The sequence below is a fragment of the Geomonas sp. Red276 genome (assembly GCF_054784495.1).
The window spans coordinates 49,985-70,793 of record NZ_BLXW01000001.1; the positions used below are offsets into that span (position 1 = coordinate 49,985).

The 20,809-nt window shown below is 63.8% G+C and carries 18 protein-coding genes and 1 pseudogene; 3 read left to right on the forward strand and 16 right to left on the reverse strand.

From position 1 onward, the window contains the following. Window positions 1-142: 142 nt before the first annotated feature. Window positions 143-1,534, forward strand: coding sequence for a cardiolipin synthase (gene cls, locus ACYVL5_RS00250; protein ID WP_460593873.1), 1,392 nt, complete (start codon window positions 143-145; stop codon window positions 1,532-1,534). Between the two features lie 51 nt (window positions 1,535-1,585). Here cls and ACYVL5_RS00255 read toward each other — a convergent pair. The 4 genes and pseudogenes from ACYVL5_RS00255 to ACYVL5_RS00270 all read right to left on the reverse strand — a co-directional run. Then, window positions 1,586-2,596 (reverse strand): annotated as a pseudogene (locus ACYVL5_RS00255) (GGDEF domain-containing protein); the annotation flags it as partial. A 164-nt stretch (window positions 2,597-2,760) separates the two neighbouring features. Further along, complete coding sequence (locus ACYVL5_RS00260) at window positions 2,761-3,585, reverse strand: metal ABC transporter permease (protein WP_460593536.1); 825 nt, start codon at window positions 3,583-3,585, stop codon at window positions 2,761-2,763. Window positions 3,586-3,713: 128 nt separating this feature from the next. Continuing rightward, window positions 3,714-4,493, reverse strand: a complete 780-nt coding sequence (locus ACYVL5_RS00265) for a metal ABC transporter ATP-binding protein (protein WP_460593537.1) — start codon at window positions 4,491-4,493, stop codon at window positions 3,714-3,716. After that, window positions 4,490-4,924 (reverse strand): Fur family transcriptional regulator, encoded by a 435-nt coding sequence (locus ACYVL5_RS00270; protein WP_460593538.1) that lies wholly within the window; start codon window positions 4,922-4,924, stop codon window positions 4,490-4,492. Before ACYVL5_RS00270 ends, ACYVL5_RS00265 begins: the two co-directional genes overlap by 4 nt. 298 nt (window positions 4,925-5,222) lie before the next feature. On the opposite strand from ACYVL5_RS00270, the gene ACYVL5_RS00275 reads away from it, so the two are divergent. Beyond that, a complete protein-coding gene (locus ACYVL5_RS00275) occupies window positions 5,223-5,948 on the forward strand; it encodes a PilZ-like domain-containing protein (protein ID WP_460593539.1) in 726 nt (241 codons plus the stop codon). 314 nt (window positions 5,949-6,262) lie between these two features. Here ACYVL5_RS00275 and cobD read toward each other — a convergent pair whose 3' ends face one another. The 12 genes from cobD to ACYVL5_RS00335 all read right to left on the reverse strand — a co-directional run bounded on the left by cobD (window position 6,263) and on the right by ACYVL5_RS00335 (window position 19,195). After that, a complete protein-coding gene (gene cobD, locus ACYVL5_RS00280; RefSeq protein WP_460593540.1) occupies window positions 6,263-7,342 on the reverse strand; it encodes a pyridoxal phosphate-dependent aminotransferase in 1,080 nt (359 codons plus the stop codon). Between the two features lie 82 nt (window positions 7,343-7,424). After that, entirely contained in the window at window positions 7,425-8,393 is a 969-nt protein-coding gene (cbiB, locus tag ACYVL5_RS00285) for a CobD/CbiB family cobalamin biosynthesis protein (protein ID WP_460593541.1), read from the reverse strand. 5 nt (window positions 8,394-8,398) lie between these two features. Beyond that, on the reverse strand, window positions 8,399-10,717 hold the full coding sequence (locus ACYVL5_RS00290; RefSeq protein WP_460593542.1) for a cobyric acid synthase: 2,319 nt from the start codon (window positions 10,715-10,717) through the stop codon (window positions 8,399-8,401). 217 nt (window positions 10,718-10,934) lie between these two features. After that, the gene (locus ACYVL5_RS00295; RefSeq protein WP_460593543.1) at window positions 10,935-11,996 is read right to left on the reverse strand and encodes a cobalt-precorrin 5A hydrolase; all 1,062 of its coding nucleotides are present in this window, start codon (window positions 11,994-11,996) and stop codon (window positions 10,935-10,937) included. Between the two features lie 119 nt (window positions 11,997-12,115). After that, entirely contained in the window at window positions 12,116-12,904 is a 789-nt protein-coding gene (cobM, locus tag ACYVL5_RS00300; protein ID WP_460593544.1) for a precorrin-4 C(11)-methyltransferase, read from the reverse strand. 138 nt (window positions 12,905-13,042) lie between these two features. Continuing rightward, window positions 13,043-13,753: a precorrin-2 C(20)-methyltransferase gene (gene cobI / locus ACYVL5_RS00305; protein ID WP_460593545.1), complete on the reverse strand. Its 711-nt coding sequence runs from the start codon at window positions 13,751-13,753 to the stop codon at window positions 13,043-13,045. Beyond that, window positions 13,753-14,970, reverse strand: coding sequence for a bifunctional cobalt-precorrin-7 (C(5))-methyltransferase/cobalt-precorrin-6B (C(15))-methyltransferase (gene cbiE / locus ACYVL5_RS00310; RefSeq protein ID WP_460593546.1), 1,218 nt, complete (start codon window positions 14,968-14,970; stop codon window positions 13,753-13,755). The genes cobI and cbiE overlap by 1 nt, the downstream gene beginning before the upstream one ends. 150 nt (window positions 14,971-15,120) lie before the next feature. Then, complete coding sequence (locus ACYVL5_RS00315) at window positions 15,121-16,203, reverse strand: cobalt-precorrin-5B (C(1))-methyltransferase (protein ID WP_460593547.1); 1,083 nt, start codon at window positions 16,201-16,203, stop codon at window positions 15,121-15,123. Window positions 16,204-16,392: 189 nt separating this feature from the next. Next, the gene (locus ACYVL5_RS00320; protein ID WP_460593548.1) at window positions 16,393-17,037 is read right to left on the reverse strand and encodes a precorrin-8X methylmutase; all 645 of its coding nucleotides are present in this window, start codon (window positions 17,035-17,037) and stop codon (window positions 16,393-16,395) included. Then, window positions 17,037-17,420, reverse strand: a complete 384-nt coding sequence (locus ACYVL5_RS00325; RefSeq protein ID WP_460593549.1) for a sirohydrochlorin chelatase — start codon at window positions 17,418-17,420, stop codon at window positions 17,037-17,039. Before ACYVL5_RS00325 ends, ACYVL5_RS00320 begins: the two co-directional genes overlap by 1 nt. Before the next feature lie 22 nt (window positions 17,421-17,442). After that, window positions 17,443-18,732, reverse strand: a complete 1,290-nt coding sequence (locus ACYVL5_RS00330) for a M16 family metallopeptidase (protein WP_460593550.1) — start codon at window positions 18,730-18,732, stop codon at window positions 17,443-17,445. A gap of 16 nt (window positions 18,733-18,748) precedes the next feature. Continuing rightward, on the reverse strand, window positions 18,749-19,195 hold the full coding sequence (locus tag ACYVL5_RS00335) for a YqaA family protein (RefSeq protein WP_460593551.1): 447 nt from the start codon (window positions 19,193-19,195) through the stop codon (window positions 18,749-18,751). A gap of 346 nt (window positions 19,196-19,541) precedes the next feature. Here ACYVL5_RS00335 and aroF point away from each other — a divergent pair, with 346 nt between their 5' ends. Continuing rightward, window positions 19,542-20,561 carry a 3-deoxy-7-phosphoheptulonate synthase gene (aroF, locus tag ACYVL5_RS00340; RefSeq protein WP_460593552.1) on the forward strand — a complete coding sequence of 340 codons (1,020 nt, stop codon included), beginning with the start codon at window positions 19,542-19,544 and terminating at the stop codon, window positions 20,559-20,561. Window positions 20,562-20,809 lie beyond the last annotated feature (248 nt).

Below are 20,809 nucleotides of genomic sequence, written 5' to 3' on the forward strand. Positions count from 1 at the left end.
CGGCATCTTGCCGCCCCTTTTTTGCAGGCAAAACCCGAAAGGTTGGTGGTTGCCCTTCGCATGACACAGCTCCCCGCGCCGAACGGACCCCCCGGCGGCACGAGGAGCCGGAGGCTGGGTGGAACTGGTTCTCTCCTACACGATGAAGCTCTGCCTGACCGTGCTGGCCCTGCTGTCGGCCGGGCACGCGCTCATCAACAAGCGCGACCCGCGCTCGGCGCTGGGGTGGATCGTCACCTGCCTCGCCGTCCCGCTCTTCGGCCCGCTCGCCTACTGGGGGCTCGGGGTCAACCGGATCTACAGCCGGGCCCGGCGCTGGCATGGGAAGACGGAGGCCCCCACCCATCCCCCCCGTCACCGCATCGAGCTCCCCGTCCCCCTGCCGGCGGAAATCGGCTACCTGAACGAGCTCCGCAGCCTCTCGGACCGGGTGGTCAGCAGGGCACTGAGAACCGGCAACAGCATCATCCCGCTGGAAAACGGCGAGGAGGCCTACCCCGCCATGCTCGAGGCCATCGAGTCCGCCGGCTCCTCTATTCACCTCAGCACCTACATCTTCGACGGCGACCAGACCGGCAGACGCTTCACCGATGCGCTGGCCCGGGCGGCCGGCCGCGGGGTCGAGGTGCGGGTGATCGTGGACAGTCTCGGTGAGAAGTATTCCCGCCCGACCGCGCGGGTACTGCTCAAGGGGTCGGGGGTCCAGTTCGAGCGATTCCTCCCCCTGCGTCCGGGGGGATACCTCAACCTGCGCAACCACCGCAAGATCCTGGTGGTGGACGGCAAGACCGGCTTCACCGGCGGGATGAACATCGGCGGCCGCCACATGGTGACCGGGCGCCCCCCCGTCGTCAAGGATCTCCATTTCCGGGTGGACGGTCCCGCGGTGGCGGACCTGCAGCGCACCTTCCTGGATGACTGGCGTTTCGTGAAAGGGGAGTCGTTACCGGGGAAGAAGTACTTTCCGAAGCTCCCCGAGACGGGGAGCGCGCTGGTGAGGGCGGTGAGTGACGGGCCGGACAAGGACTTCCGGAAACTGCACTGGATGGTGCTGGGTGCGCTCTCCTGCGCGAGGCGCCAGGTGACCATCGTCACCCCTTACTTCATCCCCGACCGGGCGCTGGTCTCGGCGCTGATCACCGCGGCACTGCGGGGGGTGGAGATCGTGCTCCTGCTGCCGGAGGTCAACAACCTCCCCTTCGTCCACTGGGCCAGCCGCTCCTACCTCTGGGAGCTCCTGCAGCAGGGGGTGCGGATCTACTACCAGCCGGGGCCGTTCGTGCACACCAAGTACCTGGTGGTGGACGGCAGCTGGAGCCTGATCGGGAGCGCCAACCTCGATCCCCGCAGCCTGAGGCTCAACTTCGAGTTCGACCTGGAGGTCTACGACCTAGCCTTCGCCCGGGTGCTTGAAGCCCGCAGCGCCTCCGCCCTCGCCGCCGCCCGCGAGATCACCCTCGTCGAGATGGACAGCCGCAGCCTTGCGGCGAAACTGCGCGACGGCGCCGCCAAACTGCTCTCCCCCTATCTGTAGTCCCGGGTAGCCGCGCTTGGCCACCCCATCCCCGTCGAAGAGGGTCACCCGGTTTTTCCCGAGCCTCTTGCTGCTGTACATCGCCTGGTCCGCCCGCATGATCACCGTCCGCAGGTCGTAGCCGTCATCCGGGAAGGAGGCGACCCCCGCCGAGAGGGTGGTCTCCACCAGGTGCCCCTCGAAGGTGAAGGGGGAGGTGGCCATCGCCCTCACGATCCTCTCCACCGCGGGAAGGATCTTCTCCTTGTCGTGCCCCTCGTACATGACGATGAACTCGTCCCCGCCGAAACGGGCGGCAATGTCGCACTCGCGGATGTTCTCGGTGATGATGTGGGCGGTCCAGCGGATCAGCGCGGTGCCGGCCAGGTGCCCGTAGCGGTCGTTGACCTGCTTCAGGTTGTCGGAATCGATCATGCAGATGGCGTAGGGTCGCTCGTAACGCTTGGAGATCTTCTCCTGCTGCCCGGCCAGGGTCTCGAAGCTCCGCATGTTGTGGAGGTCGGTCAGGTCGTCGGTCAGGGAAAGCTTTTCCACCTCCAGGCGCGCCGCCTCCGCCTGCCCCGAGATCAGCGCACCGAGGTGGGCGGTCATCACGAAGGGGAAAAGCTCGACGATCCGTTCCATGAGCCCGACGCCGGCGATGGGTCCCTGGACCAGGGCCAGCACGGTGAAGGAGGCGATGGAGAGGCCGGCCATGAGATAGGTGATGCGGGTTCCCATGGTGAGGGAGGTGATCATCAGGACCAGGTAGAGGACCGGCAGAAAAGGACTCGCGGACTTGCCGGTCACCCAGCAGATGGTCACCACGAAGAGATGGAGAAGGAGAAGGTCGAAGGCGCCCTTGAACTGGCCGCGGGGGAGGAAGTTGGCGGCCACCGCACGGTAACAGCAAAGCGCGAGGCAGGCGACCCCGAGCACCGAGATGTTGGGCTGCCCCAGCTGGTGAAGGGTGGCGTACCACGACGCCAGCGCTATGAGCAACCAACAGATCAGGCCGGTTATCCGGTCGTAGCCGGAGTACCTGCCAAGCCGGCCGTCGTTGGTCGCGTTTGGTTCACTCATGTACTAGCCTCGTTGGCGGAAACCCTGCGCGGGCGTAGCCCACTTCTACAGCTATTCGGCAGTGCGGCCGGAAAGTTGACAGAAAAAAGCCCCGTTACGTATGAAGTCCTCCCCGGCAGCCTCCCGTGAAACGCTCGGGAGGATCGCTGCCCCGTCATCGCCTTTCACCGGTGCCTGATCAGCGAGCGGGTCGAAAAGGCGGTGATGAAGGTGATGAAGTTGACCAGCACGATGGTGGCCCCGGTGGGGAGGTTGGCTCGGAAGGAGACCCCGATGCCGAGGATGACGGTGCAGACCCCGATGCAGGCCGCGCAGACGATGGCGGTCTTGAACCCCTTGGATAGCTGCAGGGCGGTGGCGGCCGGCAGGATCAGGAGCGCCGAGATCAGCATGATGCCGACCACCTTCATCGCCAGCACCACGGTGAGGGCGGTCAGCAGCACCAGGATGGCGTTGATCCGGCCGGTGTCGATCCCGGAGGCCTTGGCGAGCTCCTCGTCGAAGGTGCTTGCGAAGAGGTCGTTGTAGAAGACGAGTACGCCGGCGATGACCACGGCGAAGAGTACCGCCGCGATGATCAGCTCGTCGCGGCTGATGGAAAGGATGTTGCCGAAGAGGTAGCTGAAGAGATCGACGTTGAAGCCGCCCGACAGGCTCGCCAGCATGACACCGAGGGCGATTCCCAGGGCGGAGACGATGCCGATGGCCGCGTCGCCGTAGATGCGCGCCCGCTGCGCCAGCTTGAGGATGCCGAGGGCGGAGGCGAGCACCACCGGGATGATGGCGAGCGTCATGTAGAACGAGAAGAGACGGAAAAAGAGCGCCAGCGCCACCGACCCGAAGGTGACGTGGGCAAGCCCGTCGCCAATGAGAGACAGCCTCCGGAGCACCAGGAATATCCCGAGCACCGAGCAGAGAATGGCGATCAGCGACCCGCCGATCAAGGCCCTCTGCATGAATCCGTAGCTGAGCATTTCCGTTAAAACCATGCGAACCTCATATGCCGGCCACCCCCTCCCCTGGAGAGGGGGCAAGGGGGTGTGGGGAAGGCGCCACCAGGTTCCTGTCGACCCAGGTCTCTGGCTGCCGAGAAAGAGGGTGGGCAGACGATGAAAGCCTAGTGCCGGTGGCAGACCAGGTGCTGCCCGTGCTCCCCGAAGAAGCCGGTCATCTCGCTCGAGTTGCAGAACTCGTCGAAACTCCCGTAGAAGATGATCTTCTTGTCCAGGTAGAGAAGATGGGAGGCGTACTTGCCGATGGTGGCGGTGTCGTGGGTGACCAGCAGCACGGTCGACTTCTTCTCCTGGTTCATCTCGAAGATCAGCTTGTAGAAGCTCTCCCGGGTCTCCGGGTCGAGCGCGGTGGTCGGCTCGTCCATGACCAGCAGCTCCGGCTCGTTCACGAGCGCCCGCGCCAAAAGGACCCGCTGCCGCAGTCCGCCCGACAACTCGCCGATCATCGCACCGCGGATCCCGGAGATCCCCATCCACTCCATGGTCCGCTCGACGGCCAGGGTGTCCTCGCGGTTGAAGCGCTTGGGGAACTTCTTGGCGGAGAGGCGGCCGAGCCTGATCACCTCTTCCACCTTGGCCGGGAAGTGGGGGTTGAAAAACTGGAGTCCCTGCGGCAGGTAGCCGATCCGCTCCCAGTTCTTGAAGGCCCCCCGCGGTATCCCCAGGAGGGAGATCTCTCCCTTGATCGGGGGCAGGAGCCCCAGGATGACCTTGACCATGGTGCTCTTCCCGGAGCCGTTGGGGCCGCAGATGCCGATGTAGTCGCCGGCCCGGACGCTGAAGGAGATGTCCTTCAGCACCTCGGTCCCGTGATAGCCCGCCGAAAGGTGCTCGACCGAAAGGACGACCTGGTCGCTCCCCGGCGGCGTCGGTGACGATGTCATTTGTTCTCTCCCTTTTCCAGGCACCCGCCGCACAGCCCGTTCAACTGCAGGATGTGCGAGAGGACCTTCCCCCCCGTCTTCCCGCTCACCTCGCGCTCCAGGGCCTCGATTCCGCAGGAGGGGATGTCCTCCACCTTGCGGCAGTTGAGGCAGACGAAATGATGGTGGTGTTCGCGGTTGCCGCAGAAAAAGTAATACAGCTGCCGGTTCGGGTGGATCACCTTGGTGATCACCCCGCTGGCCGCCAGCTCCTCGAGGTTACGGTACACGGTGGGGAGCCCGAGCCGCTCGAAGCGGTCGCGAAGCCGCTTCCAGAGCTCTTCCGGGCTTGCGTAGGAGCTCTCGCCGTCCAGCATGTCGAGGATGGCGAGCCGCTTGGGGGTGGCCTTCATGCCGGCCTGTTTGAGAGCCTGGACGTGACGCTGGTCCATCTGCGCTCCTAAATGGAAATGATTTCTTTTTAGCATAGCCACCGGGGACGCAAAGTCAAGGAATATATGTCCGCCAGATGACGGGGCCGGCGGGGAAATTTCCGTGAAATAACTGGGGCCTGGAACGTACCAACCGCCCCCGGGAAATATCTCGTTGAAATAAGGTCGCAGGAGGTGTATATCACTAGCAATTTCATGGCACTAATGAATGCAGCTGCGGTTGGCTTCGCGCTTGCATTCTGTCGGTACTCAAGCAGACTTGTTTATTGTCATTCAATTCAATGATGGGCGGCGGGAAATGGAAAAGGAACCCTGCAATTATAGGGACTACTTTCACCCGGGGCAGCGTGCTGTCGTCGAAGTGAACGTAGAGGGCGGCAAGGTATTCAACGACGGCGCCGTCGTCACCGCGGTGGATGACGGGCACATCGGCCTTCGCCTTAGCTGGGACAAGGTACCCCTTGGCGCGCAGCTCCACCGCGAGGCCCCGCTGGTGGTCCGGGTCGGAGGCATCGGGTACGGCTACAGCTGCAAGGTGGTCCTGCTCGACGACTCGAGCGAGGAGCTGAGGGCGGGCTTTGCCGGTCCGGTGGTCCCCGAGGACAGCCGGGAGTTTTTCCGGCTGGGGACCGAGATCCCGGTGGTGCTCTTCAACGTGACAGCCGGCACCGCCGAGGAGAACGGGTTCGGCGGACTGCGGGTGGCCGGCAAGGGAGGCGTCCCGCGGATCGTGAACATCAGCGGCGGGGGGTTAAGGACCGAGACCGAGATGGCCATGGCCATGGGGGACATCGTCTACGCCACCTTCCATCTTCCGCTGACCGAGCCGAAAGTGGTCCCGGTGGTGGCCCAGGTAGTCCACAGCGAGGTGCTGGAACGCGACGGCGTCTCGGTGGTCAGCTCCGGCCTATCCTTCATGCACATCAACGAGCGCGACCGCGATGCCATCGTCCGCTATGTCTGCAAGGAAGAGATCAACCGGATCAGGAACTGCCGCAAGCAGATGCGGACCATGGCCGACTAGGCCACACCAAACCGTCAGCAACAAAAAGGGAAAGCCGAAGAGCATCACGCTCAATGGGCTTTCCCTTTTTTATTCCCGCTGTCTTACCCTCCCCGGGAGAGAATGGCCGAAGGCCCTCACAATTGCCCCTCGCCCCTTCATGAGAGAGTGACCGGAGCCCCTCCACAATATCCCCTCGCCCCTTCAGGGGAGAGTGGCCGGAGCCCCTCCACAATATACCCTCGCCCCCTCAGGGGAGAGTGGCCGGAGCCCCTCCACAATATACCCTCGCCCCCTCAGGGGAGAGGGTGGCCGAAGGCCGGGTGAGGGAGGTTTTAGAAGCCCCCCTCGATCCCCTCCAGCAGCTTCAAGTTTTCCTCTCTCAGCCGGACCGCCACCCTGAAGAACCTCCCATCGAGCCCCTCGAAATTCGCACAATCCCGGATCAGGATGCCGCGTGCCATGAGGTGGCGGCGAAGATCCGCCGCGGAGCCACCGGAGAGAATCTCCGCCAGCAGGTAGTTGGCAGCGCCGTGATAGATCCGCAGTTGCGGATGCCGGCCGAGCTCCGCTGCCAAAAAGGCCCGTTCCTCGGCGACCAATTTCCTGGTCCGGGCGCGGTAACCCTCATCGCCCAGCGAGGCCACTCCCGCCACTTGGGCCGCCGTGTTGACGCTCCAGGGATCCTGAAGGCCGGCCAGCGAGGCGATGGTCTCCGCGGCCCCCAGGGCGTAGCCAAGCCGCAGCCCGGGGATGGCGAAGAACTTGGTCATCGAGCGAAGAAGCAGTACGCCCGGAACGCCCCGGACCAGATCCTTGGCCGACTCCTCCTCGCAGAAATCCATGAAGGCTTCATCGAGAGCAAGAAAGGTCCCACAGGCCCGACAGAGCCTGATGACCGTTCCTATCGTTTCACGCGAGGTGAGTACACCGGTGGGATTGCCCGGATTGCAGAGGAAGAGGAGGTCATAGCCGAGGGCAAGCCTGTCCTTGAGCTTGGCGGCATCGAGGGTGAAGCCGTCTTCGTTGGTGAGATAGAAGTATTCGATCTCCCACCCGGCCCGCTCCAGGGCAGCGGCATACTCGGCGAAGGCCGGCGCGACGATCAAAGCACGCTTCCCGGCCCCCGTGACCAGCCGCGGGATGAGGTGGATCAGTTCGGTGGAGCCGTTACCGACCGCCACCTCCTCGACTGGCACGCCGTGGTAGGAGGCAATCCGCTCCTTCAGCTCCAGCGCTCCCTTGTCCGGATAGTGAAGGAACTTCGGAAGGGAGGCTGCCAAGGCGCTTGCCACCCCGGGAGCCATCCCGAGCGGATTGATACTGGCGGAAAAGTCCAGTATCTCCTCCGGGGAAAGCCCGAGGGACCGCGCAATGGCGAAGACGTTGCCTCCATGTTCATGAGGAGCGGACATAACACCTACCTGATTAATCTCTATCTTCGGGCTTCTCCCTCCCCTTCAAGGGGAGTGTCGCGGTGAGGATGGGGGTGTCCTTCTACTGAAGGAGAAGGTAGCTTTGGCGAAAGAACAGCCACAAGGCAACCAGCAAGAATTCGCTGCTGTACATCAACCTGACCACACCTGCATAGGTGGCAAGCGAAAGGGGCGCGGTGGGGTCTCCAATGGTAGGCTTCTCCACCAGCTTACCGAAGTAGCGGTTGGCCCCTCCCAGCCGGACCCGCAAGGCTCCGGCCGCCGCCGATTCCGGATAGCCGCTGTTGGGCGACGAGTGGTTCCGGCTGTCCCGGCGCATGATGCGCCAGGCGCCTTTTCCGCTCAACCCGCAAAGCGGCGCCGCAGCCACCATGAGAAGCGCGGTGAGCCGGGCCGGGAGGTAATTGGCGAGGTCGTCGAAGCGGGCCGACGCCCAGCCCAATTCAAGGTAGCGATCGTTCTTGTACCCCACCATGGAGTCGAGCGTGTTGACCGCCTTGTAGGCCAGGGCCAGTGCAGGCCCGCCCAGGATCAGGTAGAAGAGCGGCGCGATGACACCGTCGCCGGTGTTTTCCGCCACCGTCTCCACAGCCCCCCGCACGACCTCCGGCTCATCGAGCTCCGCCGTCTCCCTCCCCACGATGTAGGAGAGCGCCAGCCGCGCCCCGGGCAGATCTCCCCCCCGCAGGGCCTTGGCCACCTTCGCAGACTCGACGTGCAGCGAGCGAGCGGCCAGGGAGACCCACGAGAGGTAAAGGGCTACCGCGAAGCCTAGGGGCGTGGAAAGCAGAAAGGCAGCCTTCAGGAGCGCGAGGGCCAGCAGATAGGTGATCCCGACGGTGGCGATCAAGAGTAGCACACCGGCCAGCCGAAGGTTTTTGAAACCCTTTCTAAGCCGGGCCTCCAGGAACGAGATCAGCCGCCCGATTCCCACGACCGGATGGGGGAGGCCGCGCGGGTCGCCCAACAACAGATCGAGCACCACCGCCGCGACAACAAGGCCAATGTCAGGGGAGATGGGCACCGTCATTGGACCTACAGGCCGCAGATGGAGAAAATCTTCTCCATGTCCAGGTGGGCCTCCAGGTGCGCGGCCAGGGCATCGAAGGGATCAGCGTCAGCCGTAACGGGCTCCCTTTCCGGGATCCCTTTGACCCGGCGGATACCGTTCAGGATGGTGGCGCGGAAGACATCGTTGTCGAAGATCCCGTGCAGGTAGGTGCCGAACACCCGTCCGTCACTGGAGATGGCACCCTCAGTGAGGTCTGCATTCTTCCCGGAGCGCTTCACGATGCGCGCGAAGGGGCGGGCACCGGGGCCAAGGACGGTCTCCCCCATGTGGATCTCGTAGCCGGTGACGGTGGCGGAGGACCCGAGAAGTTCCGCCTCGGCCAGGTGGGTCTGCTTCTCCCCCAGCATAGTGGTCTGCACGTCGAGAAGCCCCAGACCCGGCATTTCCGTCAGCTCCGATTCCACTTTCAGCGGATCGAGCACCACATTGCCGAGCATCTGGTAGCCGCCGCAGATCCCGGCTACGGGACCGGAGAAGGATTGAATGGCCTCACACAGGCCGCTCTCCCGCAGGAACCGAAGATCCGCAAGGGTGGACTTGGTTCCCGGAATCACCAGTAGGTCCAGATCCGCGACGGCCTTGGGAGAGTCGAAGTAGGTGACGGAGACGTCATCTTCCCGCTCGAGCGCGCTGAAATCGGTGTAGTTGGAGATACGCGGCAGACGCACGACGCCGACCCTGATCTTCCCGGCCCCGGAGGCGTGCGCGGCCGGTTTTCTCTGGAGAGCCACGCTGTCCTCTTCCGGGATGGCAGGCCCACGGTACCAGGGCACCACACCCAGCACCGGAATCCCGGTCCGCGCCTCCACCAGCTCGATTCCCGGCTTGAGGAGGGAGGCGTCGCCGCGGAACTTGTTGATGACGACCCCTTTCACCATGGCCTTCTCTTCCGGGGTCAGCAGCTCGATGGTCCCCACGATCTGGGCGAAGACGCCGCCGCGGTCGATATCGGCAATCAGGATGACCGGGGCCCCCGCCATGTCGGCGATCTTGAGGTTGGCGATGTCGTGGGCGCGCAGGTTAATCTCGGCGATGCTCCCCGCCCCTTCGATCACCACGAAGGAGTAGGCATCCTGCAGCCGCCGATAGCTTTCCCGCACCTTGATCAGGGCTTCGGGCTTGTAGGCGTTGTACTCCTTCACACCCATGTTGCGGACCACCCGCCCCTGGACGATGACCTGGCTTCCGGTCTCGGAGTTCGGCTTCAGGAGGACGGGGTTCATGTCCGTGTGGGGATCGATCCCGCACGCCTCGGCCTGCACCGCCTGGGCGCGCCCGATCTCTCCCCCCTCGGGGGTGACCGCCGAGTTGAGGGCCATGTTCTGGGACTTGAACGGGGCGACGGAAATGCCGCGCCGCTTGAGGATGCGGCAAAAGCCCGCGGTGATGACGGATTTCCCCACATCGGATCCGGTGCCGCAGAACATGATGGAACGGGGGGACGCTGCATTGCCTTCGGTAACCTCAGAGGCACCCCCCCCCCCGTCCCCCTTTATCAGGGGGGGAGTCTTGCCGGGGATGCGTCCGCGGCTCGCGTAGCCGCGCGGGGTGAGGATCCGTCCGTCGTGGGAGATGCGGGACGAGGTGTTGCCGATGATGACGATGGAGAACATGTCGATGGGGTGGGTGAGCATCTCGCCGAGCGTGGTGACGGTGCACTCCTGTCCATCGCGGCAGGCGTTTCTCACGATGCCGACCGGGACCTGCGGGCCGCGCGCCTCGATCAGGATCTCGGCCGCCTCCTCGATCTGGGTGACCCGCCCCTTGGAGCGGGGATTATAGAGGGCCACCACGAAATCGGCCTCGGCCGCCGCACGCAGGCGGGCGCGGATCTTTTCGATAGGGGTCATCAGGTCGGAAAGGGAGATCACCGCGAAGTCGTGCATGAGGGGGGCGCCCAGCACGGAGGCCGCTGCCTGGACCGCCGAAACACCCGGGACCACAACGATCTCCACCCCGCGAAGGGGAGAGGCGGGGTCGGCCGCGGCCGTATCCGCCAGCTCGAGGGCAAGCCCGGCCATGCCGTAGATGCCGGCATCGCCGCTGGAGATGAGGGAGACCGTCTTACCGGTGGCGGCGATGGTAAGCGCCTGCGAGCAGCGCTCCACCTCCCGCATCATGCCGGAGGAGACGACTTCCTTGCCGGGGAGAAGAGTCTCGATGAAATCAAGATAGGTCTGGTAACCGACGATGACGTCGGAGCGGTCGATCGCCTCCCGCGCCTCGCGGGTCATATGGTTCAGCCCACCCGGGCCGATGCCGACTACAAAAAGCTTGGACATCAAAAACAACCTCGTAATTTCAGTTTCACCAGTGCCGGGCCCCGGCCACCCACGCCAAAAATACCCTCGCCCCTTCAGGAAAGAGTGTGGCCGAAGGCCTTTCACAATATACCTTCGCCCCTTTGGGGGAGAGGGTGGCCGAAGGCCTTTCACAAATATACCCTCGCCCACTTGGGGGAGAGGGTGGCCGAAGGCCGGGTGAGGGTAGGTTTTAAACTCACCCGTTCTCCGGCGCCCCGATCTCCGCGATCGCCAGGGTGACGTTGCCGTCCTTCACCTTATGCATCAGGAGCGTCCCCCCCCTGGAAGCCAAGAGAGCCGCGGGCTCAGCCACCCCGGTGGCGCCGATGGCGCTCATGGCATGCGCCGAAGGAGGGGACGGTACGGCTACCTCGTTGAGGGATCCGCTGGCGTAGAAATTGAGCCGGATGGCGTTCATGTCCGCAAAGACCAGCAGCCCCTCCTCGGTCATTTTGGCCTCGGCGGTGGCCAGGCAGGCGACGCTTTTCATCGACAGCCCCTCGCGCTCGAGGTGTCTCGCGACCACGGACCCGATCTCTTCACATGATGTGCCGCGGTTGCAACCGATCCCCAGGCAGAGGTTCCGGGGCCGGAGCACCAGGACCGGAGCGTCCTGAGGGAAAGGCGGAAGGATCTTGTTGGTGACGAGCAGGAAGCCGCTTGCCCCGCTGGCCAGGGCCTCCGCTGGGCCGGAACAGAAGGAGAGCTTGCCGCGGCCGGCGAAATAACTTTCCACCTCGCCGCCGTGATCCGCCACCGCGATCTCTTTACCCTCCAGGAGAAGGGCGTTCAGGCTCTTTACCCGGGAGAGGTCCTCGATCTGCCACCGCTTTTCCTTGGCCAGCATGTCGAAGGAAGGGAGACCGTTGGCGTCGGTTGCGGTGGTGATGACCGGAGTGCTGCCGCAGAGCTCGCCGCAACGGACGGCGAGGGCGTTGGCCCCGCCCAGGTGGCCGGAGAGAAGGGAGATGGCGAAGGTCCCGGCATCGTCCATGACCACCACCGCCGGGTCGCGATCCTTCCCTTCGAGATGAGGAGCGATGGAACGGACGACGATGCCGGTGGCCATGATGAAGATGAGCCCGTCGTACGCGCGCCAGGTCCGCTCGACGAGGGGGGCAAGACCGCCGGAGAACGGCTGGGCGGGGCCGGCGGCGTGCTTTTCGATGGCGAAGAGGTCGCTGCCGGGGAAGCCTGGCCGGAGGGTTTCTCCAAGACGGACACCGTTGGCGGTTATGGCAATGATGGCTATACGCATATGGCTTTCAAAAATCACCCTCACCCGGCCTTCGGCCACCCTCTCCCCCAAAAAGGGGGCGAGGGTATAATTTCCGGGCTTCAGAAGGTATTAGGACGCGAGGGGATAAAGGGGAGATGTCAGGTGACTATTCCCTTGCGCGAGCCGTGGGTGAAGCTGGGATCGTAGAGCTGGGACTTCGCCTTCATCCCCTCCCGGCGGGCGGCCAGCACGTCGCCTACCAGGATCAGCGCCTGCTTCTTGATCCCGGCCTCCTTGACCTTGACGGCAATATCGGAAAGGGTGCCGGAAATGACCAGCTCATCCGGCCAGGAAGCCCGCGCCACCACCGCCACCGGGGTGGTCGGGGAATAGGCCCCGGAGAGAAGCTCCTTCACCACGCTCTCGATCATGGAGACGGAGAGGTAGATGACCATGGTGGCTCCGATGCGGGCCACCTCGCTCAGTTTTTCCCGGTCCGGCACCGGGGTCCGTCCGGCTATGCGGGTGATGATGACGGTCTGGGAAACCTCGGGGAGGGTCAACTCCTGCTTCAAGGTGGCCGCGGCGGCAAAAGCGCTGGTGACTCCGGGCACCACCTCGTAAGGGACGCCGGCCTTGTCGAGCGCCTCCATCTGCTCCTGGATGGCGCCGTAGATGGAAGGGTCACCGGTGTGGAGTCGAACCGCCTTCTCACCGTCGACAAAGGCCTGGACGAGGATCTCAGTGGTCTGGACCAGGTCCATCCCCGCCGAGTCGTAAGCGCGGGCAGTGGGTGCGTAATGCCTTACCAGCTCCCAGTCGACCAGGCTCCCCGCGTAGACCACCACGTTCGCCTCACGCAGCAGGCGGGCACCCTTGACGGTGATGAGCTCCGCATCGCCGGGGCCGGCTCCCACAAAATAGACTTTGTTCGGTTGGTCGGTCATGGTGGCACCTTTGAAAGTTGCCCCCATCCTCACCCCTGCCCTCCCCTTGAAGGGGAGGGAGAGGCGAAGAAAGGGGATGAGTGTGAGATTTGAGCGGCGCGCTCAAGAGGGTAGAGGGGGACGGCCCCGCTTCGGTGGCTAGATCGGCTGTTTCCGCACGATGAGCATGGAGAGGTAATCGAGCTTCTTGCCGACCAGGGAGGCGAGGTCGAAATGGACCTCCTCCTCGGCGGAACCGACCCGGCGGACGAAGACGCTTCCCTTTTCCAGCCCCATCTCCTTCAGCACGTCGTAGATCCGGTCGAAGACCCGGTTCACCTTCATCAGCACGACGATGTCGAATTCTTCCAGCGTCCTTTTCAGCTCATCCTTTTCGTAGGTGGCCGGCAGGATGGCGATCCGTTCCGCCCCCAGCCCCAAGGGGACCCCCGAAATGGCGGAGGAGGCGAGGATGCTGGAGATGCCGGGGACGATCTCGATCTTTATCTCGGGGTACTTGGCGAGCAGGATCCGGTGGATATACAGGTAGGTCGAATAGAGGAACGGGTCTCCGATGGTGATGAAGGCGACGTCCTTCCCCTGCGCAACCCGCTGCGCCACCTGGTCGGCGGCCTCTTCCCAGAACGGGTCCAGCCCCTTCTGGTCCTTCAGCATGGGGAAGAGCTGGACCAGCACCTCCTGGCGGCTGCGGTCGATGAACTCTTCCACGATGGAGAGCGCGTAGCTCCCCCCTTCGGCAGCACCGGTGGGCGCACAGATGACGTCCACGCTCCTCAAGATCCGCTCGGCCTTCCTCGTCAACAGCTCCGGGTCGCCCGGTCCCACACCGACCGCGTAAATTACCGCCACTACTCCTCCCCTTTCCAGGCGGTGATCACGTAGACCGGGTTGTGGGCGGCGAACATCTTGTACTCGGTAAGGCTGCGGGTCTTGGAGATGTTGACGCAGGTAACCTCAACAGTGTAGCCGTGGTCCTCGAGAAACTCCACCGACTTGGTCAAGGTATCGAGCGTGACGGCGTTGAGGACGATGAATCCCTCCGGCTTCAACCGTTTGTCCACCGCCTCGATGATCTCCTCGAGCATGCCGCCGGAGCCGCCGATGAAGACACGGTCGGGATCCGGGAGATCGTCCAGCCCTTCGGGGGCGAAGGCCTCGATGACGATCACGTTGCGGGCGACGAACTTTTTGAGGTTCTCTTTGAGGAAGACGAGGTACTGCGGATTCTTCTCCAGGGCGAAGATGCGGCCGTTGGGCATCAGGTTGCCGGCCTCGATGGAGACCGAGCCGCTCCCGGCGCCGATATCCCACATGACGAGGTCGTCCTGGAGCTGCAGCTTCCCCAGGGTGATGGCGCGGACCTCTTCCTTGGTGATCAGCTTCTTGGCGGTGGCGAATTCATCGTCGCGGATGCCGATCATCGGGTAGTTCTGGAGGTTCGGCTCCCAGGTCTTGATCAGGATGAGGATATTGAGTGGGGAGCAAGTGATCTCGCTTAGGCCCCGCACGTCGGTCTTGGTGAACTTCTCGGTCCCCAGCCCCAGGTCCTCGCAGACCCACGCCTCGTACCCTTCGGCGCCCCGCTTGATCAGCTCGCGCGCGAGGACGGCGGGGGTGTTGACGCTGTCGGTCAGGATGGCGATCTTCTCGGAGGCGATGATGCGGTCCAGGGCGGGCTTGATGCCGCGGCCGTGCACCGAGACAAAGGTGGCGTCGTCCCACGGCTCCTTGATGCGCGCGAAGGCGTACTGGACGCTGGTGACGTTGGGGTAGATGACGATCCGCTCCTTGGGGAGGTTCCTGAGGAGGAAACGCGCCACACCGAAGAAGTTGGGGTCGCCGGAGCCGAGCACCACGGTGCGGCCGTCGCTCGACTTGAGGTATTCGAGGGTGATGGAGAGGTCGCCCAGCTCGCGCTTCTCCCCCTTGAAATCGGGGAAGATGTCCAGCAGGCGCTTGTGGCCGATCAGCACTTCGGCGGAGTCGATCACCTCGAGGGCTTGCTTGCTGAAGCCTTCCCACCCCTCGATGCCGGCGCCGACCAGATAGATCTTCTGTTGAGACATAGCCCGCTCCTTCTCCATTCAAATCCACAAAGGTTAAAAGTCCCCCTCGATAAAGGGGGATTTAGGGGGATTGCAGTTGACCCCTCCAGAGGGTCGAAGGCAATCCCCCCTGCCCCCCTTTACCAAGGGAGGAGGATGTTGGGGTGCCTCCTACCCGAAGTAGAGCTTCTCCCCCTGGTAGCCGGCCAGGAAGATCCGCACCGGGAGCCCCGGGGCCACCTTCTCGCAGGTCTCCGCCGCCTTGCGGCAAACCAGGTCGATGAGCCCCTGGCTGAACCCGGACTCCTCCAGCAGGTGCCGTGCGGTGTTCGCCTCACGGGCCAGCGGCTCCAGGTGCTTGAGCCCCGGGCAATCCTTCAGCCAGGCAGCCACCTGGGCGAGATCGAGCTCGGCCGAAGAGACGTGGGTCTGCCGGTGTCCGCAGGCGATCTTCACCAGCTTGGCGAACTGCCCCGCCACCACCACGTTGGGAACCTTCCTGATGCGGCAGCTCTCCAGCGAATAGCCGAAGTGGTCCCCCATCATGACGAAGGATTCCTCCTTCAGGTGGATGCCGTTGTCGCGGAGGTGTGACTGGGCGGCGAGCTCGGAGCTCCTCCCGGTGGAAAGGACCACCGTGTCGGAACCGCAGGCGAGCGCAACGTTGACCGAGGTATCGACGGTGGCGGTCCAGGCCTCGGTGGAGATCGGCTTGACGATCCCGGTAGTTCCCAGGATGGAAAGCCCCCCGACGATGCCGAGCCGCTCGTTGATGGTCTTTTTGGCGAGCTCCTCGCCGTTGGGGATGCTGATGGTGATGGTGATCGTGGCGGGGACGCAGCGAAGGGCGAAGACTTCCTTCACCACCTCCATGATCATCCGGCGCGGTATCGGATTGATCGCCCACTCTCCTACCTTGAGGGCGAGTCCCGGCTTGGTGACCCGGCCGATGCCGGTCCCCCCCTGGATGACGATCCGGTGCCTGGTGAAGAGATCGATCTCGACGGTCGCGTGGACGTGGCAGCCGTTGGTCACGTCAGGGTCGTCACCGGCATCCTTCACCACGTAGCAGGTCGCGCCTTTGCCGGTAAGCCGGCAACCGTGCAGGGGAAAGCGCGCCGTGTCGCCCGAAGGGAGATGGAGATCCACCTCGTCGATCAGCGTCTGATCCCGCAGCATCTGGGCCGCCCCTTTAACCGCGGCGGCCGCGCATGAGCCGGTTGTGAAGCCGTATTTCAGCGTCTTACCGTTCATCAGTTTCATCCGGTCCAGACTGGTGGCATTACAATCGACTTGATCCTTGCAGAAAGCCATCCTCTGGGAATCCCCTCTCCCTCGGGAGAGGGTTAGGGTGAGGGAGATTTCCCGTCAGATGTGAAGCATCCCTCACCCCGCCCTCTCCCGGGGGGAGTGGGGGAGACGGAGCAAGTGGGACTTTTAATGTCAGTTTTCCTCACCAGCCTCGATGAGGATGGCGTTCATGACCGCGGCGGCGACGTTGGAGCCGCCCTTTCTGCCCCGGTTGGTGATGAACGGAAGATCCGGCATCTCGACGGCCAGTTCCCTGAGCGCGTCCTTGCTCTCCGCGGCACCCACGAAGCCGACCGGCAGGGCCACGACGAGACGGGGACGGACCCCCTCCTCGCGCACCAGCCTGATCAGCTCGAAGAGTGCGGTGGGAGCGTTGCCGATCACGAAGATCCCGTTGCCGGCATCCCTGGCCGCCGTGCGCATGGCGACGATGGAGCGGGTGATCCCCTTCTCCTTCGCCTCGCGGGCGACCTCCGGGTCGGCCACCAGGCAGCGCCCCTGCACGCCGAAGCGGGCCAGCCGCTGCTTGTTGATCCCGGAGAGGATCATGGTGGTGTCGCTCACGATGCCGCATCCCGCCTTGAGGGCCGCGATGCCCGAGGCCACCGCATTGGCGGAGATCTGCATGGAGACGGCGTAATCGAAATCCGCGCTGGTATGGATGGCACGCCTCACGATCGGCCACTCGAGAACCGACCAGTGGTGCGGGCCGACCTCCTCCTCGATGATCCTGAACGACTCCGCCTCGATCTCTTCGGGGCGCAGGTGCACCGACATCAGTACCACCTCTCCTCGGTCAGCGTCTCGGCGATCCGCTCCACGACGATCTCGGCGAGTTTCGGGTGGACCCCGAGGTGCTTGCCGAGCACCATCTGGATGCCCGGGTGGCGCTCCTGGGCGATCTCCATCTCCTCTGGGAGGTCCTCCTGCACGTGGGCACCCATGTAAAGGAAATACGGGACCATCAGGATGCGCTTGGCACCCTTGGCCACGCAGTTGTCGATCCCCATCTGGATGTTGGGCAGGTGCTGCTCGCGGAAGGCCACTTCCACGATTTCGTACTGGGTCATCTTCTTAACCATGGCAGCGATGTCGCGGGCCGCGTCGTTGGCCTCCGCGATCCTCGACCCATGCGCCAAAAGCAGTATAGCAGTGTTCATTTACTCTCCGACTCTTGGGGTTTTACCACCCCTTCTTATACTCAGTAATGAGCTTCTCCACCGCCCGCTTGGCCCCGGCCTTCCAGGGGCCGACCGCCACCAGGTTTATGTTGGCCGGCTGGAAGAGCGCATGGCAGGTCTCGCGGATGGCGGCGGCATCGATGGCAGCGGCCTCGGTGCGGTCCTCCTCGAGGGTGCGGACCATCCCCATCAACTCGCCCCAGCCGTAGCGGACCTGCATCTCGTAGGTGGAGTCCGCACTGTACTCCAGGTCGTAGAAGTATCCTTCCTTCACCCGGGAAAGTTCCCCCTGGTCCATCTCGACGAAGGCCAGCGTCTTCACCTCGGCAAGCACCTCGGAAACCGCCAGCACCAGGTTCTCCGGAGCGGTGGCAAGCTCGATGGCGAAGGCGCCGGTCTCCTCGTAGGCCGACAGCGAGGCGTCCACCGAGTAGACGATGCCGAGCTTCTCGCGCAGGGTGAGGTGGAGCCGCGAAGTCCCGCCGCCGCAGAGAATCCGGCGGATCAGCCGAAGCGCCATCAGGCGGCGGTCCGGCCGGGCGAATCCCCGGAAGGCGATCTGGAGGTTGACCTGGCTGTCGCTGTCCTTCACGAAGAGCGAGCGGGGTTCATCCTGCCGCTCGGTCGCCGGAACCGGCGCGGGAACCGTGCCGCCTTGCCACCCGGCGAAGCTTTCCTCGCACGCGGCGAAGAACTCCCCGGTGTCGTGCCTGCCCGCCGCCACGATGAGGGCGTTGCCCGGCACGTAGAAGGTCCCGAGGTACTCCCGCAGATCCTCCTCGGTCACCCCCTTGATGGTGTCGAGGTAGCCGATGGTCGGCATCCCGAGGGGGTGCCCCGGCCAGAGGAGCTTGCTCGCGAGGTTACCCGGGTTGGTCTCCTCACCCCGTTCGTTGATGTCCTCCAGGGCCTCCTCGGTGATGATCCGCTTCTCGATCTCGATCCCGGCCAGGGTCGGATGAAGGAGCATCGACGAGAAGAGCTTCACCCCCTGGCCGATGTGCTGCGGGTGCACCCGCGAGAAGTAGCAGGTGGTCTCCTCGTCGGTGGCCGCGTTGACGCTCCCGCCGATCGCCTCGAAAGCGATCTCCAACTCCAGGCTGGAGGCGAACTCGGCCGAGCCGCGAAACAGCATGTGTTCGAGAAAGTGGGAGATCCCCGACTTGCCGGCGGTGTCGTTGCGCCCCCCGGCCTTGATGTAGATGGCGATCTCCGCCGTGTGCAGGTGCGGCATCTGGACCGAAACCAGCCGCAACCCGTTGGGGAGAACCTTACTCGTGCAACTGAGCATTACCAGTAGACTCCGTTCAAGCGCCGGCCCTCGCCGTCACCCAGGCCACCGCCGCATAGCGGGCAAGCTTGCCGGAGGCGACCAGCACCGTGAAGCGCAGGAAACCGATCCGCAGCACCCCGCCCACCAGGCAGAGCGGGTCCCCGATCACCGGGAGGAAGCTGAGCAGAAGCGAGTAGGAGCCGAACCGTTGATAGAATTGTTCGGCCTTCCGGGTGCTCTTCTCGTCCATCCTGAGCACCCTGACCTTGAGAAAGTCCCCGCCGTAGAGCCCGATCCAGTAGGTGGTGAGCGCGCCGAGGTAGTTGCCGACGGTTGCCACGACCACCACTTTGAAGGGATCGTAGTGGGCCAGCAGCATGGCAACCAGCAACCACTCGGACCCGAGCGGGATCAGTGTGGAGGCGAGGAAACTCAGCAGGAACAGTGAGTAATAGCCATAGCCGGCGAACCAGTCGTGCATTCCGGCCAAATTAACGGAAAGCCTGTGCGTTGTCAAACAACTTGAATCACATCTTGCCGAGTTTTTTCTTGACATGTCTTCACCAAACTGGCAAATAGGGAACCATGATCAAGACCAGCTATTTTTCCTTTTTTAACTTTTACTTTTGGTGCGGCTTTTACTTTAGGCCGTCTCCCCGGGTAGAGGTTTGATTTAGGAAGCTGATCTAAACCAAACAAACCGAAAGCCGGGGTGGACAGGATCCTCCCCCCTTTTATGGTTTGTATATGACAGAACACGATAACAGGGCCGGGGGGATATCCTTCCGGCCCTTTCGCTTTTCGGAATTCCCCAGGAGGAAGCGAAGATGATCGTGGTAATGAAAGCCGGCGCAGCGAAGAAGGACAGGGACGAAGTAACCAGGCGGATCAAGGAGTTGGGGTACACCCCGCACATCATCCGCGGTACCACCCGTGACGTCATCGGTGCGGTAGGCGACGAGCGCGGCAAGAGCGTTCTGCAGAGCCTCGAGTCGATGCAGGGGGTCGAAAGCGTAGTCCCCATCCTTCAGCCGTACAAGCTCGCCTCGCTGGAGGTGAAAAAGGCTCCGAGCGTCGTCAGGATCTCCGACACCCTTTCCATCGGCGGCAAGGAGCTGGTGGTGATGGCGGGTCCCTGTTCGGTGGAGAGCGAGCAGCAGATCATCGAGTCGGCCCAGGCGGTCAAGGCCTCCGGCGCCCAGATGCTGCGCGGCGGCGCCTTCAAGCCCCGCACCTCCCCCTACTCCTTCCAGGGGCTCGAGGAGGAAGGTCTGAAGCTCCTCGCCAAGGCCCGCGACCTCACCGGGCTTCCCTTCGTCACCGAGGTCATCGACCCCGAGTCCGTCGACCTCGTCGCCTCCTACGCCGACATGCTCCAGATCGGCGCCCGTAACGCCCAGAACTTCGCCCTCTTGAAAAAGGTCGGCCAGATCAACAAGCCGATCCTCCTGAAACGCGGCATGTCGATGACCATCCAGGAGTTCCTGATGAGCGCCGAGTACATCATGAGCGAGGGGAACCAGTCGGTCATCCTCTGCGAGCGCGGCATCCGGACCTTCGAGACCGCCACCCGCAACACCCTCGACCTCTCCGCCATCCCGGTCCTCAAGTCGAAGACCCACCTCCCGGTGGTGATCGACCCGTCCCACGGTACCGGGAACTACCACTACATCGCGCCGATGTCCTACGCCGCCGTCGCCGCCGGTGCCGACGGCCTGATCATCGAGGTCCATCCCGATCCCGAGCGCGCCTCCTCCGACGGTCCGCAGTCGCTCAAGCCGAAGAAGTTCGACCTCCTCATGGAGAAGCTGAAACTCTTCGCCGCCGCCGCGGACAAGACCCTGTAGTAGAGAGTCGATGGCGCATTTCCCCCTCCCCTTTAGGGGACGAGGGGCGGCATCCCCTTATCCCCTCTCCCTCCGGGAGAGGCAGAACCCCATATTCCCTCTCCCTCCGGGAGAGGGGCAGGGGTGAGGGAGGTTTTAAAATCTACCCTCCCTCGGCCTCCGGCCCCCCTCTCCCCCAAGGGGGCGAGGGTATAGTGAAAAGGGCCTCCGAGTACCCGGAGGGAGAGGGAATGATGGATACAAGGGAC

Coding starts and splice junctions, on each gene's coding strand:
- cls (WP_460593873.1), top strand. CDS start 143: ATGAAGCTCTGCCTGACCGTGCTGGCCCTGCTGTCGGCCGGGCACGCG.
- ACYVL5_RS00260 (WP_460593536.1), bottom strand. CDS start 3,585: ATGGTTTTAACGGAAATGCTCAGCTACGGATTCATGCAGAGGGCCTTG.
- ACYVL5_RS00265 (WP_460593537.1), bottom strand. CDS start 4,493: ATGACATCGTCACCGACGCCGCCGGGGAGCGACCAGGTCGTCCTTTCG.
- ACYVL5_RS00270 (WP_460593538.1), bottom strand. CDS start 4,924: ATGGACCAGCGTCACGTCCAGGCTCTCAAACAGGCCGGCATGAAGGCC.
- ACYVL5_RS00275 (WP_460593539.1), top strand. CDS start 5,223: ATGGAAAAGGAACCCTGCAATTATAGGGACTACTTTCACCCGGGGCAG.
- cobD (WP_460593540.1), bottom strand. CDS start 7,342: ATGTCCGCTCCTCATGAACATGGAGGCAACGTCTTCGCCATTGCGCGG.
- cbiB (WP_460593541.1), bottom strand. CDS start 8,393: ATGACGGTGCCCATCTCCCCTGACATTGGCCTTGTTGTCGCGGCGGTG.
- ACYVL5_RS00290 (WP_460593542.1), bottom strand. CDS start 10,717: ATGTCCAAGCTTTTTGTAGTCGGCATCGGCCCGGGTGGGCTGAACCAT.
- ACYVL5_RS00295 (WP_460593543.1), bottom strand. CDS start 11,996: ATGCGTATAGCCATCATTGCCATAACCGCCAACGGTGTCCGTCTTGGA.
- cobM (WP_460593544.1), bottom strand. CDS start 12,904: ATGACCGACCAACCGAACAAAGTCTATTTTGTGGGAGCCGGCCCCGGC.
- cbiE (WP_460593546.1), bottom strand. CDS start 14,970: ATGTCTCAACAGAAGATCTATCTGGTCGGCGCCGGCATCGAGGGGTGG.
- ACYVL5_RS00315 (WP_460593547.1), bottom strand. CDS start 16,203: ATGAACGGTAAGACGCTGAAATACGGCTTCACAACCGGCTCATGCGCG.
- ACYVL5_RS00320 (WP_460593548.1), bottom strand. CDS start 17,037: ATGTCGGTGCACCTGCGCCCCGAAGAGATCGAGGCGGAGTCGTTCAGG.
- ACYVL5_RS00325 (WP_460593549.1), bottom strand. CDS start 17,420: ATGAACACTGCTATACTGCTTTTGGCGCATGGGTCGAGGATCGCGGAG.
- ACYVL5_RS00330 (WP_460593550.1), bottom strand. CDS start 18,732: ATGCTCAGTTGCACGAGTAAGGTTCTCCCCAACGGGTTGCGGCTGGTT.
- ACYVL5_RS00335 (WP_460593551.1), bottom strand. CDS start 19,195: ATGCACGACTGGTTCGCCGGCTATGGCTATTACTCACTGTTCCTGCTG.
- aroF (WP_460593552.1), top strand. CDS start 19,542: ATGATCGTGGTAATGAAAGCCGGCGCAGCGAAGAAGGACAGGGACGAA.